16 protein-coding genes and 1 tRNA gene are annotated in these 14,190 nt (G+C 60.1%); 13 read left to right on the forward strand and 4 right to left on the reverse strand.

What is annotated here, in order from left to right; genetic code table 11:
• The 9 genes from FN369_RS00235 to FN369_RS00275 form a co-directional block, all read left to right on the forward strand.
• Positions 1-1,179: BamA/OMP85 family outer membrane protein (locus FN369_RS00235; protein ID WP_142524220.1), on the forward strand; the 1,179-nt coding region annotated here is incomplete at its 5' end.
• A gap of 19 nt (positions 1,180-1,198) precedes the next feature.
• Positions 1,199-1,795: an OmpH/Skp family outer membrane protein gene (locus FN369_RS00240; protein WP_142524221.1), complete on the forward strand. Its 597-nt coding sequence runs from the start codon at positions 1,199-1,201 to the stop codon at positions 1,793-1,795.
• 17 nt (positions 1,796-1,812) lie between these two features.
• Positions 1,813-2,874: a UDP-3-O-(3-hydroxymyristoyl)glucosamine N-acyltransferase gene (lpxD, locus tag FN369_RS00245; protein ID WP_142524222.1), complete on the forward strand. Its 1,062-nt coding sequence runs from the start codon at positions 1,813-1,815 to the stop codon at positions 2,872-2,874.
• Positions 2,871-4,190 carry a homoserine dehydrogenase gene (locus FN369_RS00250; RefSeq protein WP_142524223.1) on the forward strand — a complete coding sequence of 440 codons (1,320 nt, stop codon included), beginning with the start codon at positions 2,871-2,873 and terminating at the stop codon, positions 4,188-4,190. The genes lpxD and FN369_RS00250 overlap by 4 nt, the downstream gene beginning before the upstream one ends.
• Positions 4,187-5,251 (forward strand): threonine synthase, encoded by a 1,065-nt coding sequence (gene thrC / locus FN369_RS00255; protein ID WP_142524224.1) that lies wholly within the window; start codon positions 4,187-4,189, stop codon positions 5,249-5,251. The genes FN369_RS00250 and thrC overlap by 4 nt, the downstream gene beginning before the upstream one ends.
• Before the next feature lie 102 nt (positions 5,252-5,353).
• Positions 5,354-6,727, forward strand: a complete 1,374-nt coding sequence (locus tag FN369_RS00260; RefSeq protein ID WP_142524225.1) for a 3-isopropylmalate dehydratase large subunit — start codon at positions 5,354-5,356, stop codon at positions 6,725-6,727.
• A 101-nt stretch (positions 6,728-6,828) separates the two neighbouring features.
• Positions 6,829-7,086, forward strand: coding sequence for an SH3 domain-containing protein (locus FN369_RS00265; protein ID WP_178087567.1), 258 nt, complete (start codon positions 6,829-6,831; stop codon positions 7,084-7,086).
• Between the two features lie 70 nt (positions 7,087-7,156).
• Positions 7,157-7,244, forward strand: a tRNA-Ser gene (locus tag FN369_RS00270).
• Between the two features lie 199 nt (positions 7,245-7,443).
• Positions 7,444-7,953, forward strand: coding sequence for an RDD family protein (locus FN369_RS00275; protein WP_142524226.1), 510 nt, complete (start codon positions 7,444-7,446; stop codon positions 7,951-7,953).
• A gap of 126 nt (positions 7,954-8,079) precedes the next feature.
• Here FN369_RS00275 and FN369_RS00280 read toward each other — a convergent pair whose 3' ends face one another.
• From FN369_RS00280 to FN369_RS00290, 3 genes are all read right to left on the reverse strand, one after another.
• A complete protein-coding gene (locus tag FN369_RS00280; RefSeq protein WP_142524227.1) occupies positions 8,080-8,502 on the reverse strand; it encodes a CopD family protein in 423 nt (140 codons plus the stop codon).
• Positions 8,499-8,831 carry a DUF3817 domain-containing protein gene (locus FN369_RS00285; RefSeq protein ID WP_142524228.1) on the reverse strand — a complete coding sequence of 111 codons (333 nt, stop codon included), beginning with the start codon at positions 8,829-8,831 and terminating at the stop codon, positions 8,499-8,501. Before FN369_RS00285 ends, FN369_RS00280 begins: the two co-directional genes overlap by 4 nt.
• A 165-nt stretch (positions 8,832-8,996) precedes the next feature.
• Positions 8,997-10,184, reverse strand: coding sequence for a cation:proton antiporter (locus FN369_RS00290; protein WP_142524229.1), 1,188 nt, complete (start codon positions 10,182-10,184; stop codon positions 8,997-8,999).
• Between the two features lie 200 nt (positions 10,185-10,384).
• Here FN369_RS00290 and FN369_RS00295 point away from each other — a divergent pair, with 200 nt between their 5' ends.
• The gene (locus FN369_RS00295) at positions 10,385-11,269 is read left to right on the forward strand and encodes a L,D-transpeptidase (RefSeq protein WP_246189454.1); all 885 of its coding nucleotides are present in this window, start codon (positions 10,385-10,387) and stop codon (positions 11,267-11,269) included.
• Here FN369_RS00295 and FN369_RS00300 read toward each other — a convergent pair.
• Positions 11,193-12,077 (reverse strand): prephenate dehydratase, encoded by an 885-nt coding sequence (locus FN369_RS00300; protein WP_246189455.1) that lies wholly within the window; start codon positions 12,075-12,077, stop codon positions 11,193-11,195. The genes FN369_RS00295 and FN369_RS00300 overlap by 77 nt on opposite strands.
• A gap of 361 nt (positions 12,078-12,438) precedes the next feature.
• On the opposite strand from FN369_RS00300, the gene FN369_RS00305 reads away from it, so the two are divergent.
• The 3 genes from FN369_RS00305 to FN369_RS00315 all read left to right on the forward strand — a co-directional run.
• Positions 12,439-13,434, forward strand: a complete 996-nt coding sequence (locus tag FN369_RS00305; protein WP_142524230.1) for a bifunctional heptose 7-phosphate kinase/heptose 1-phosphate adenyltransferase — start codon at positions 12,439-12,441, stop codon at positions 13,432-13,434.
• The gene (locus FN369_RS00310; RefSeq protein ID WP_142524231.1) at positions 13,431-13,988 is read left to right on the forward strand and encodes a D-glycero-alpha-D-manno-heptose-1,7-bisphosphate 7-phosphatase; all 558 of its coding nucleotides are present in this window, start codon (positions 13,431-13,433) and stop codon (positions 13,986-13,988) included. Before FN369_RS00305 ends, FN369_RS00310 begins: the two co-directional genes overlap by 4 nt.
• A 22-nt stretch (positions 13,989-14,010) precedes the next feature.
• Positions 14,011-14,190: cytidylyltransferase domain-containing protein (locus FN369_RS00315; protein WP_374728748.1), on the forward strand; the 180-nt coding region annotated here is incomplete at its 3' end.

Raw genomic sequence — 14,190 nt, forward strand, 5'->3', positions numbered from 1 at the left:
GCGAGCCGCAAGCGGCTCGAAAATCTCGGCTACTTCGAGAAAGTGGAAATCAATCCCCAGGATACCAATGTCCCGAACCGGAAGAACATGGTGATCACCCTCCAGGAAAAGCATACCGGCAACCTCAGCTTCGGGCTCGGCTACAGCACGATCGAAAGCCTCATGGGATTCGTCGAGCTCAACCAAGGCAACTTCGACATCGCCAATCCTCCTTCCTTCACGGGAGCGGGGCAGAAGTTCCGGGTCCGCGCCCAGTTGGGCATTTTCATGGAAACTTTTCTCATGTCGTTCACCGAGCCTTGGTTCATGGACAAGCCCATCGCGGTCGGAGCGGACCTCTTCTTCAACCAGTACAGCTACATGCAGTTCTACCAGGGATTTAACATGACCAACATGGGCTTCGACCTACGGGCGGCGAAACGCCTGACTCAGTGGGTGACCCTCTCGACCCGGTACGACCTGACCGATTACACGCTCTGGGGCATGCTGCCCCAGATCCAGCAGGTCCCCGTGTTTGCCGAAAACCATGGCTCCCGCAGTCAGAGCGACGTTTCGATCGACCTCATCTACGACAGCCGCGACAGCGTCACGATCACCCGACACGGAACCATGATCGACTTGAACGTCTTGGGAGCCGGAGGACCGCTCTTGGGACAAACCGACATCTACAAGATGCAAATGAACATCTCGCATTATGAGAATCTTCCCTGGGACATCATCTTCTGGTCCCACCTCAACGCCGGCTTCGTGCAGCAATACGGCAACAGCAGCTTCGTTCCGCTCTTCGACAGCTACTTCCTCGGCGGCCCTCGGAGTCTCCGCGGCTTTGACTACGCTCTGGTCGGTCCCAACTACCTTCCGGAGGATTTTCCGATCGGGGGTCAAACGATGGCCTTTACGAACCTCGAGCTTACTTACCCCGTGGTCGACCGGGTCCGGGTGGCGACTTTCACCGACATCGGCTTCAACGCGGGTTCCCTGATCGGCCCCAACCCTTCGGTAAACGTTCCCTTCGTAACGGCCGGCGAAGGAATCCAAATCGTTGCAGACGCGGGGATCGGTCTCCGCCTCTACCTGCCAATCGGACCATTGCGTCTTGACTATGCCATTCCCTACATCACCACGTCCTGGCTCAACCGAACCGGACGATTTTACTTTGACGTCGGTTACTCGTTTTAACTACTTTGCAGGACGCGACATGAAACCAGCATTCCTCTTTATCACGGCATTGTTTCTTTCCGCATCGCTTGCCGGTGCGCAACAGCTCAAGATCGCTACCTTCGATTTCCAAAAGGCGTTTAGCGAGTATTACAAGACAAAGGACGCGGAAGCGGAGCTCCAAGCCCGAGTCGCCACCTTCAAGAAAGAAGATCAGGAAAGGACGAACGATTATCGGAAGCTAGCCGAAGAAGCCCAGAAGCTCCAAGACGGCGCCCAGGATAAAACCCTTTCCGAAGCCGCCCGTCAGGAAAGGCTCAAGGCTTTCCAGAGCAAGGTGCAAGAGGTGCAGAACCTCCAGCGGGCTATTCAGGAATTTCGGACGACCCGCGGTCGCGAGCTCGAGGAGCGCTCGCAGCGAATCCGGCAGGGACTCATCGAAGAGATCACGAAGGTCGTCGTCGACATCAGTGCGAAGGGCAAGTATACCATGGTCCTCGACAAGACGGGCCGCAGCCTGAACGGTACACCTGTCGTTCTTTATTCCCAGGACCTCCCCGACATTACCGACGAAGTGGTACGCACGATCAATGCCACCAAGGGGACGACTCCCAAAGCGGCATCCGTTCACCCATGACTTGATCGAGGCTCCGAGTGGCGTCTTTCCTGCTGGGAGAACTGGCCGATCTGGTTAACGGCGAAGTCGACGGGGAAAGAAAGATCCTCATTCGGGGAGTAGCCGGCCTGGAGGCCGCGGAAAAAGGAGAGATCTCCTTCTACGCGAACCCGAGGTACGAGAAGGCCGCGCGCCAGACGAAGGCATCGGCGCTCCTGGTGAGTCGGGATTTTTCCGGAGATTTTCCGTGCGCGCTGGTTCGCGTCGACTCCCCTTCCCTGGCCTTTTCCCAAGTCGTGGCGCTCTTCGCCCCTGAGCCGATTGCCTATCCTCCGGGCGTCCATCCGAGTGCGGTGGTATCGACCAAGGCTGTCGTCGGCGAAGGAGCCCATATCGGCCCCCTTGCGGTCGTGGAAGCCGGGGTCCGCATCGGCGCAGGAACCATCGTCGGCGCCGGCTGTTTCATCGGCACCGAAACGGTCCTGGGAGACGGCTGTCTCCTCTATCCTCGTGTCATCGTTCGGGAGCGGTGCACGATCGGGAATCGGGTGATTCTTCATTCCGGGGCGGTGATCGGCTCCGACGGGTTCGGCTACGAGTTTGCCGCCGGTCGCCACCGAAAAATTCCGCAGACGGGAACGGTACAGATCGACGACGACGTGGAAATCGGAGCGAATGCCACGATCGACCGAGGACGCTTCGGCAAAACCTGGATCCAAGAAGGTTGCAAGATCGACAATCTCGTCCAGATCGCCCACAACGTCGTCCTCGGACCCCACTGCTTAATCGTCGCGCAAACCGGAATTTCCGGCAGCACCATCTTGGGTTCCCGAGTCACCTTGGCCGGGCAAGTCGGTCTGGCGGGCCATCTGCGCATCGGCGATGGAGCCGTCGTAACCGCGCAATCGGGAATCACCAAGGACGTACCGCCCGGCACGATCCTCTCCGGGCGGCATGGAAGACCGGCCACCCAAACCCTCCGGCTGGAAGCCCTCTATCTTCGTCTCCCGGATCTCTGGCGGAGGCTCCGCCGACTCGAAAAGCGCATCGGGCTCGAATCCGATTCCGCCGAAACCCCCTCCCACCCCGATTCGCCATGAACACGCTGCACATCGGCCTGGTGGGGCTGGGAACCGTCGGGGCAAGCGTCTGGAAGAATCTCCGCACCCAAGAGGAGCTTTTAGCCCGGCGCTGCGGAAAGCTCATTCGCATCGAAAGAGTGGCGGAGAAGAACCGCGAACGGGCCCGCCTGGTTGGCGTCCCCGAGTCGCAGATCGTCGACGATTGGCGGATGTTGGCATGCGATCCCTCTTTGGATGTCGTCATCGAGCTCATTGGCGGGACGGAGATAGCGGCCGACGTCATCTGGGAAAGCCTTTCCCACGGGAAGGACGTGGTCACCGCAAATAAGGCGCTCCTAGCCGAACGGGGGCAGGAGTTGGCGGCATTCGCCGCCGAGCGAGGGAAACGCCTGCTCTTCGAGGCCAGCGTCGCCGGAGGAATCCCCCTCCTTCTCGCACTGAGAGAAGGTTTAATCGCCAACGAGATCCTCTCTCTTCACGGCATTATCAACGGAACGTGCAACTACCTGCTTTCCGCGATGGCTTCCCGTGGCATCGCGTATCAGGAAGCTCTCCGGGAAGCGAAAGAGCTCGGCTATGCAGAGGCCGACGAAACCCTCGACGTAGCCGGCCACGACTCTGCACACAAAGCCGTGATTCTCTCGGCCCTCGCCTACGGCTTCTGGCCGCCTCTGAGCGAGGTTCACACCGAAGGGATTCAAAAGATCGACCCGCTCGACCTCCATTTCGCCCAAGAGCTCGGATATACTCTCAAGCTGTTGGCGATTCTCCGAAGCCATCCGAAAAGTCGCGAAATCGAAGTGCGGGTTCACCCCACCCTCCTCCGAAAAGGCCATCTCTTGAGTTCGGTCAACGGAGTCTTCAATGCCATTGCCGTTCGGGGCGACATCGTGGGCGAGACCCTCTTCTACGGCCGAGGAGCGGGCGGAGATCCTACATCCAGCGCCGTCTTGAGCGATCTTGCCTCCCTGGCTCGCGGACCACTCCCGATTCCGGACATTCCTTCTCCCGCGGAGCGAGAGAGCAGATTCTCCCTCCGGCCGATGGCAAAGATCCTCTCTCGGTACTACGTGCGCTTTCTGGTGGAAGATCGACCCGGCGTTCTGGCCGAAATCGCGAGGGTTTTCGCCACCAGGAAAATCAGCATTTCTTCGGTCATCCAGCCTGAAGGGCATCGAGGGGAAACGGTTCCGCTGATCGTGCTGCTCCATCGATCGCGGGAATCCGACGTTCAAGAAGCCTGCCGGATCATCGAAACGCTTCCCGCCGTGAAAAAGCCGGCTATTCTTTTACGCGTGGAAGACCTCGACGGAGAAGACGAGCGGAGCTCATGAAAGCGTGGGAGGGCGTCATCGCGGCGTATCGGGAGCGGTTGCCTCTGCCGGAGGAAACTCCGGCCATTAGCTTGTTGGAAGGCAACACCCCCTTGGTCCCTTCGGTTGCGTTGCGCGAAGCGCTGCCCGGCGATCTCGACATTTTCTTTAAGTGCGAGGGGCTCAACCCGACGGGCTCCTTCAAGGATCGTGGCATGGTGGTGGCTTTCGCCCGGGCACTGGCACGGAAGGCCAGCGTCTGTCTCTGCGCGAGCACTGGCAACACGGCAGCCTCTGCGGCCGCCTACGCCGCTCGATCCGGCCTTCGGTGCATCGTACTCCTTCCCGAAGGGAGCATCGCTCGCGGGAAGCTCGCCCAAGCCGCCATGCACGGAGCCAAGATCGTTTCGGTTGCCGGTCCCTTCGACAACGCGATGCGAATGGCGCAAGAACTCGTTCTGCAAAGGTCCGAGATCGAGCTGGTCAACTCGGTCAACCCCTTTCGAATCGAAGGGCAAAAGACGGCTGCTTTTGAAGTCTCCGAAGCTCTTGGTGATGCTCCCGACTTCCACTTCCTGCCTGTGGGTAATGCGGGCAACATCACCGCCTACTGGAAGGGCTACCGCGAATATGCGGAAGTGGGGAAAATTTCGCGGCTGCCGCGCATGGTGGGATTTCAGGCGGCGGGAGCGGCTCCCATTGTCGAAGGCCGGATCATTACCGATCCGCAAACCATGGCGTCGGCAATCCGCATCGGAAACCCGGCGAGCTGGAAGGGAGCCATTGCCGCGGCAACCGAGTCGGGCGGATGGATCGCAGCGGTTACCGATGAAGAGATCCTCGATGCCTACCAATTCCTTGCTCGTCGGGAAGGCATCTTCGTGGAGCCCGCTTCCGCAGCGGCCGTAGCCGGGCTTCGGAAGGAAGCCGACGGAGGGCGCATCCCTCCTGGCAGCCGCATCGTGGTCACGCTGACCGGCCACGGCCTCAAGGATCCCGATGTCGCCGCCCGCGTTGCTGCACCGGAGCCGATCGTGATCGCGCCCGCATTGGCGGAACTCCTACGAGCCATCGAAGCGTAACCGCAAGGCACGCTTCTCCCTGGACAAGCAGTTGCCAGCCATGCCGCCTCTGCGCTTCTTTGACAGAGAACGCGACAAGCGAGTAGAGTAACCCACTCGATCATGACCCTCACCGAAACGCTTCTTGCCCGGGCAAGCGGAAAAACGAGAGTTTCTCCCGGGGAAAACATCTGGGTGAACGTCGATATACTGCTCACCCATGACATCTGCGGACCTGGAACCATCGGTGTCTTTCATCGCGAGTTCGGTAAATCGGCCCGCGTATGGGATCCACGTAAGATTGTGATCATTCCGGATCATTACATCTTCACCTCGGATTCCCAATCGAACCGGAACGTCGACCTTCTGCGCGAATTCGCTCGCGTCCAACGCCTCCCCTACTTCTACGACGTGATCGACGACCCCGAGGGCCACTGGCGCTTCGATGCCTCTCGGGGACCTCTCGCCCGTCAATACGGCAGCCGTTACGGAGGTGTCTGTCATACCGCGGCTCCGGAGCGAGGCCACGTTCGACCAGGGGAAATTTTTCTCGGCACCGATAGCCACACCTGCACGGCGGGCGCATTTAACCTCTTTGCCACAGGCATTGGAAATACCGATGCGGGTTTTGTCTTGGGTGCCGGAAAACTCCTCCTCAAGGTTCCTCCTACGATCCGCTTCCGGTTGGAGGGTCGACTCCCCAAGGGAGTCATGGCGAAAGACGTCATTCTCGATATCATCGGCCAAATCGGCTTTGACGGCGCGACCTACTGTGCCATGCAGTTTGATGGCCCGGGAGTCGCAAGCCTCTCTATCGAAGACCGGATGACCATCGCCAACATGGCCATTGAGGCGGGAGGGAAAAACGGCGTCTTCCCCGCAGACGAAAAGACGCTGGCCTTCGTCCGGGAAAGCTGCAGGCGGAATGGCACACACGCGGAGTTCGAGCCTGTCGAGGTAGATCCCGACGCTCACTATCTCGCCGAGCATATCATCGACCTTTCGGAGCTCGAACCCACCGTCGCCCAGCCGCCGAATCCGGGAAACCGGGAACTCGCGCAGCGGCTCTCCACGGTGCGCATCGACCGGGCTTACCTTGGATCCTGTACGGGAGGCAAGATTTCCGATTTTCTCGCCTTTGCCGAAATCCTCAACGGAAAGAAAGTGGCCGTGGAGACCTTTGCGGTCCCTGCCACCCCCAATGTGGTGTCCGAACTCCATTTTCTCCAAATCGACGGAAAGAGCGTCTGGGAGATCCTGCTTTCCGCCGGCGTGCGCCTTACGGAGAATGCGTCTTGCGCCGCTTGCCTTGGGGGTCCCATGGATACGTTCGGGAGGATCGACCGGCCTATGGTCTGCATATCGGCGACGAACCGGAACTTCCCGGGCCGGATGGGTCATAAGGAATCCAAGGTCTATTTGGCTTCTCCCTACACCGTTGCTGCCTCCGCACTGACAGGGCGGATTACCGATCCCAGGGAGTTTCTCCCCTCATGAACCTTCCACTCACCCGTCTGTTCTCACGCGTTGCGGTCCACGCTGGCCCGTTCCCAGCCCTTCTCTCCGTCTTCGCCATGAGTCTTTTCGGGTGTGCATCGATGACAGGCGGCTATAATTTGGTCACCAAAGATTCCACCCCTTTCTACTACCAGGGTCCTGGGCAGGAGGTTCCCGACACCTACCTCGATAAGGGGACTCGGGTAAAGATTCTCGAATCGGCTGGCGGCTATGCTCGCGTCGAGACGACCCGAGGGGCGCGCGGCTTCGTCCGACTCTCCGACCTCGAAAAGGGGCCCGAGCAAGCGGGAATGGGAGCCTATGGGGGCTCTTCGATGGGCAGTCCTGGGATGTTTTGACCAACCTTGGTACCAGCCAAATTCTGCTTGCTATCGACCAAAGGCCGCAGTTCTCTCGTTTGGTTCCCTTGGACAGGTGCCAGAGCGGTTGATTGGGCACGCCTGGAAAGCGTGTGGTCGTGCATAGCGGCCCGAGGGTTCGAATCCCTCCCTGTCCGCGTCCCTGGCTTCCGCCCTTCCGGGAAGTCCGGCTCATACTGGGACGATTCGCAAGTTCCTACTCGAGGCTTCTCGGGTCGAGTCGGCTCGCCTTCTTGCCCCTTTGCTGCAACAAAGCGACATTCCACTCTGGCAAGAAGAAACGATGCCGAGTAAATTAGAACAATAATGGAAAGCGCAGGCCCGAGGGGAGACGGCATGGTTCGATACTACTGGCGACGGAGACTGACGGCAGACGTGATCGATGCGCTCGCCGCCTATTTCTCTGCGTTGATCTTCTTTCAACTCGAAGGTTTCGCCGCGGCCTATTATCTGGCCGGCCACCATGCGGCGATCCCGATCTTTCGAACAATCGCCTTGCCTCTGGCCTTTCTCATCGGCCCCTGGTGCTACTTCGTTTTACTGGAGAGAAGCTCCACCGGAGCCACTCAAGGGAAAGTCTGGTTGGGCCTCCGCGTCTATACCTCCGAAGGCCAAGCGGTGAGCGTCCTCACGGCGACACAACGACACGGCTGCCGGATCGCAGCGGCCATCCTCGGCCTCTGGCCGCTCGCCCTTTCAGGCACCAAGCATCCTCTGCTCGTCCATTGGATCCTTCTGGGCCTCTGCATCCCGGCGGCCGTCTGGCTCTACTACCGGTTCGTCGATCCAATCTCTCGTACGCAGGTTCTCCCCGTCGAGTATCCTCCGCCTTCATTCCAAGGGTAAACGGAATGGCCTCTCCTCGTTTGGAGTGTCCCCCTTTGACGGGGAATCGCCCCGTTGCGGTCGACTCCGATCGGGTAGATCGAGCGGCGATGCCTTTGGAATGCGGACTTCCGCGAAGCGGGCAGACTAACCAGGCTTCACAACCACGAGAATCGCAATCGCCAGCACCGATGCTGCGATCAGGCCGGGGAACCAACGGACGAAGTCCGGGATCCGGACAGCGGGTTTGGACGAAAAGCGGCGGAGCATTCCGATCTGCATACCATGCAGGCCGGAGAGCAGAATCACCAACACCAGCTTCCCTGAGAGCCAGCTCTTGCTGAAGCTCCCGCTGAGCGCGGCCAATGTGATCCCGAGCGCCCAGGTCAAAAGCATTGCTGGCACGGTTACGCGGCCGTCCCAGCGCCGTATCGAGGAGATCAAAGGACCGAAAGAAGAGTCTACTTGGGACCGTGCAAGCGCCGCGAGCACGATCGATTGGGTGAAGAGGCCGCCGATCCAGATCAGGACGGCCGCAACGTGCAAGGCCTCGATCCAGAGGTAATTCAACGTTCTTCCTCCCCAAGTTCGCTCACCTCGGGAATCAGCTCCTTCCGTTTGAGGAGCGGGGCATTTACGAAGACTCCGAAGGGAAGGAAGCTCCCCAAAAGGATACGGAAAATCTCGCCCCGAGACCAGCCCCCGGCGGAGACGGCGGCCACCAGGCTCCAGAGAAAGAGGAGAAAACAAAGACCGTGGACAGAGCCGATCACCCGGACGGCCATTGGGTGGCCGAAGAGGTGCTTGGCGGGAACGGCCACGAAGAGGAGCAAGAGCAATGTAAAACCTTCGAGCAGCGAGGCGAGACGCAGCCTCCGGATGAGTGTGCGATCCGGCATGACGAGTTCTTCCCCAGAGTCTTCCTTTTTTTTCGAAGCGGAGCCGAGCGCATCATAGTCTCCCGGCTATCTCCGAAGCCTGGGCTTCCTTCAGCGGGCGAGAATATCCCTCGCTTCTCGGGCACCGCCAGCAAAAACGGCCTCTCGCGAAGCGCGCGAGGGAGATCATCCCTCTTCTTCGAACTCTCCCGGCTTGGTGAGCTTCTCCTCCGGTCGCTCTCTCATTGCGCTGACGTGAGGGAAAAGACGGCTCGCCCCTAGGACGGGAAGAAGCGTGCTCAAAAGAATCGCGATCGTCACCTCCGAATATTGATCCCGGGCTAAGATTCCGTTGTGGATTCCAAAGTGAGCGGCGATCAGGCCGAAAGTCAGTCCTCCGCTGGTCAGCAGGGAGCCGAAGAGCGCTTCTCGATGGGAGACCCGGAGTACGCGAAGGGTCGGCCAGACGGCGACCATCTTGCTCAAAAACTTGATCGAGAAAAACAAGAGAATGGGGAGCGCCCCGTAGAGAAGCGTATGCAGGGAAATATGAAAGCCCGCTTTCATGAAAAAGAAGGGGGTCAGCAATCCGTAGGCGAGCGAGCGCATGCGCCGCACCAGCTGCCGGTCGGTTGCAAAGGATTTGGCGACGAGAACGCCCGCGACATAAGCCGGGAGCACCGGTTCGGTCTGCGCAACCGAGGCGAGCGCTCCAAGAACGGAGAGAGCGAAAAAAAGAAACTTGATTTCGGGCTCGCTGACCGGGCTCCGTCGCAGCCAGCGAAGCAGAGGCTCGAAGGAGAACGGCAACGCCGCAAGGATCACGAGAGCGAGCATCAACAAGAAGAGCGAGTTCCAAGACCAGTGGGTAAAAAAGAGGCCGAGGAATAAGACCGATCCGAAGTCGGTCACGAAGCAGCTCGATAAAAGAAGCTGACCGAAACGGGTCGCTTCCATCCCCTTTTCGACGACGGCCGTGTAAACGATCGCCACCGAGGTGGTGGCCAGGGCGATCCCGGCGATGAGCGACTGCGCTACGTTCCAGCCCAGGACGAAATGGGCTATCAGATAGACCAATCCGAACGGGAAGAGGAAGGAGAGAATGCCGATCGAGAGGCTGGAAAGGGCTTGGCGGCGAAAGACGACCGGATCGATCTCGGTTCCGGCGAGGAACGCGAGCGTCACGCTTCCAAGCCTGGCTAGGAAGACCATCCATTCCGTCGGCTCGGCGAGCTTGAGCAAGTGGCTCATCAGGATCCCGATCAGCACCTCCATCAGAGCCACGGAGACGCGGAAGTGGAGGGCGACCACGGCCGCCAGAAAGGCAGCCCCCATCCAGAGAGCAAGGAAGACCCATGGGTTCGCAAGTGACATGTCCTTGCCGCCTTCCGACGAGTCTTCAAGCCGGAGAGGAGCGTCGGCGAAGTCGTCTTGCGGAGATCTCCTATCGTAAAGGGACCGATTATGAAGATCTAATTAATTTTGCATCGTCTTTTCTAAACGGATCGGAAAGACATTCCTCGGCGGGATGGCCCATGCCTCCTCACGGAGAGAGCGGAACCCGGAGGAAGCCGATGTCGGTTTTCCTCTTCCTCGGAGCGGTCGAATCAGGTAAAAAAGCTCGAATCGTAGAGACGATGCGCACCTTTCGGCATCCCTCGTCCACTCTCGCCGCCGCCTTATCCTTGTTCGCGCTCGCGCTTTCCGTTGCCTACGCCTCGGCGCCAAGGAAACAACATCCCGCTTCCTGGACGGGTGGCGCTCACCATCGAGTACGGCCGTCCTCTCCCAAGCGGATTGTCAAAGTCTCTCTCGTCAGCCGGGTCGTCTACGTCCTGGAAGGGGATCGCCCTCTGCTGGTAGCTCCCACCTGCTCGGGCAAGCCCGGTCACATCACTCCCACGGGAGTCTTCCACGTCACGGGAAAAGCGAAACGGCGCCGGTCAGGGAAGTACGGATTCTGGGTGAAGAACGGCCAGGCGGTCGAAGGAATCAAGGTGGCCGGCCCGCCGGATAAGACACCCGGCTGGAAATTTGTCGGGTATCCGATGCCTTTTTGGGTCGGGTTTTCCCCCGGATACGGCTTCCACGAAGGATTCCTCTGGTCGACGCCAAAGACCCATGGGTGTCTCCATTTAACCGGCAGAGATGCGGAGCGCTTCTATGAGCTCGTCGAACGAGGAACCCGGATCTCCATTCGGCAGACGCAGCCCGAAGATCCAACATTGGGGAAAGAGGTCCACCACCCCGAGGATGAAAAGGCGCCGAATCCGCCCTCCTCTTTCTTTCTCTCGAACGACAGCTTCACGATCCCTTGGGAAGATGTCCTCAAGCCGGGGACGTCCGGAGCCGGGAAAGGGATCGGAGCGGGGGAGCCGAGCACTACGAATCATAAGGAGCCAGGACAGGATAAGAGCCGAGAGAGCGACAACGCAAGGCTCGCTGCTCGGCCTTCCTGAGCGCCCGCTCCATCGGAGGCTCCTCGTCGCTGCCTTCCAAGCTGACAAAGAAGACGTAGGTGTTCGGCTGACCCGGTACGGGTCGAGAAACGATCCGCTTCAGGTTGATTTTCTCCGTGCGAAACGCCTCCAAGAACGAGCAAAGACTGCCCGGCTCCTGAGGGAGGGAGAAAACAAGGCTCGTCTCCCTGCCGCCGGGAGTTGGTTTGCCTCGGCCCAGGAGAACGAACTGAGTAAGATTGACGATTCCTTCCTCCACAGGATAGTGGAGCACGGCAAGACCGGTCGCCGCAGCCGCCTCGCGGGTAGCGAGGGCGGCCGCTCTCGGAGTCTTCGCCGCCAGCCTGGCCGCCTCGGCCGTACTTTCGGCGACCCGCAGCTCGATCCCAGGGTAGCGCTCCTCGACCCACCGGCGGCAGTGGCCGAGGGGAGCCCAATGGGAAAAGACGACGACGGGGGCTTCCCCGGGATGCCCGATCAGCGCCAGTCGGACATGAAGAGCGAGCTCCTCGTGAATGAAGAGCGGCTGCGCTTCCTCTAAAAGACGGTCCACCGTCTCCAGGATCATCCCCCCAGAGGAGTTTTCGATCGGAACGAGGCCGAGATGATTTTGGCTGACCTCCGCGAAGGCGATCACCTCTGCAATCGACACGCAGGGGATGAGCCGGCCTTCGGGGAATCGCTTTCGGGCGACGAGATGGGAGAAGGTATGCTCCGGACCGAGATACGCAATCGTGGGCAACGTAGAAAGCTCCTTTTGCAGCAGGATGAATCTAGACCGGAATCCTTGAAAAGAATGGTCGGCCACGCAAGCCTCTTCGCGCGGATCCGATCCGGGAAAAAGCACCGAAACGGGGAAGCCGTTCCGGAAGAAGACTCACGCAGGCTCACTCCTGGATGAGCCGATAGTTCTCGCCCCGACAGGCGGTCCGGAAAATCCCATCGCCCGGCTCGCCGACTGTTTCCAATTCCCCGGGCGAAAGCGACCTGCCGGCGGATCGACGATCCCAACCCCGACTCCTTCGGAGAAGAGCGCTCTCTTCGCCAGGTCCGGAATCCGCCTTGTGCGGATCGGAATGCTTCCTCTTCCCTCTTGGTCTGCTCCCATCTCCATAGGAAAAGGAGATGTCGTTTGACAGAAAAAGATCCTTGCGTTACGCGTTGCCTGCGTGTCCCTCGCTGCCGATCGACTCGATCTGCTGCTCACTCGCTTCCGGAGCCTCCGCTCGTTGGTGATCGGCGACCTTATGCTCGATGAATTTCTCTGGGGGCGCGTCCGGCGACTCTCCCCGGAAGCTCCTGTCCCGGTCGTGGAAGTGCAACGCTGCTCCCGCTTCCCGGGAGGTGCTGCCAATGTCGCTCGGAATCTTTTTGAGTTCTCGCACCATGTGACTCTCTGCGGAGCGGTCGGCGATGACCCTGCAGGGGATGAGCTGGTCCGGGGGCTAAAGGACGCGGGCTGCGATGTCCGTGGGATTTGGCGAATTCCCGGAAGACCGACGACGCTCAAAACGCGGGTCTTCGGCAGGCAGCAGCAGATCGTACGAGTCGACAGGGAAACGAGAGATCCCTTGCCGGGACCCGCTCGGAGGGAGCTGTTCGAGTTTCTGCGACAAGCCATTCCCGCTTGCGATCTCATTCTTCTCGAAGACTACGCCAAGGGCCTTCTCGATCAAGAGATCGTCGACTTTGTCTTGGAAGAGGCTGCGCGGGCCGGGAAGCTCACCGCAGCCGATCCTCATACCCACAATCGCCTCTCCTGGAAAGGGGTCAGCGTCCTCAAGCCGAACCGCTCCGAAGCCCTCGCGCTGAGCGGCGTGGAAGATTCCGAGGAGGGCCTCGCCTCCGTCGAGAAAGCGGCTCGGCTTCTGCAAGAACGTTGGGGCTGCCTCCATCTGCTTGTTACCCTCGGAGAAGAAGGAATGCTTTTGCTCGATGAAAAGAGTCGAAGCCATCGGATTCCGACCGCCGCGCGCGAAGTCTTCGACGTTTCGGGAGCCGGTGACACTTCCCTCTGCCTCTTTTCGCTTGCGCTGGCTGCGGGCTCGGAGGCCTGGGAGGCCGCGAAGCTGGCCAATCTCGGGGCGGGCATCGTGGTTGGAAAGCTCGGTACGGCAACGGTCTCTCCGGAGGAGCTCCGGGCCCACCTCGCCGCATTCCCATGACGAAACGGGCCGTATTTTTCGATCGAGATGATACCCTGATCGACAATGTCCCCTACCTCGGCGACCCGGAAAAGGTCGTGCTCGCCGAAGGAGCGCGGGAAAGCCTCGCCCGGCTCAAAGCCGCAGGCTTCCTCCTCTTCCTGGTCAGCAATCAATCGGGCGTCGGACGGGGATGGATTCGTCCGGACGAGGTTTCCGCGGTGAACCAAGCCATCGTAAACCGGTTGGGCGCTCCCTTTTTCTCCAAGATCTATCTCTCCTTCGCTGCTCCCGACGACGATCCATGGGGAGATCGCAAGCCCTCTCCGCTCTTGCTCTGGCGTGCCTCCCACGAATTCGGGGTCGCTCTGGACCGATCCTTTTTCGTCGGGGACCGAATCGCCGATGTGCTCTGTGGTCGAAATGCCGGCTGCCGGACCATACTCCTCGCGGCAAAAGAGCCGAAGAAAGAGGCTCTTCGAGCGCGGCGCTGGGCCCAAAGCTTGGCCGACCATATCGCTCCTTCCCTGCGGGCGGCGACGGATTGGATCCTGGAAAGGGTCAATCGGGCTTGAGGAGAAATCCGAAGAGACTCTCATGACGGAGCAGGCGGTTCTGGTGATTCCCGCGCGTTGGGCATCGACCCGCTTTCCCGGCAAGCCGCTGGCCCCGGTCGCAGGAAAGCCGTTGGTCCAATGGGTCTGGGAGGCTGCGATCCGCTGCCGAAGGATGCGCGAGGTCGTGGTGGCCACCGACGACCGGCGGATCCTCGAAGCC

The organism is Methylacidimicrobium cyclopophantes (assembly GCF_902143385.2).
Taxonomy (GTDB): Bacteria; Verrucomicrobiota; Verrucomicrobiia; order Methylacidiphilales; family Methylacidiphilaceae; genus Methylacidimicrobium; species Methylacidimicrobium cyclopophantes.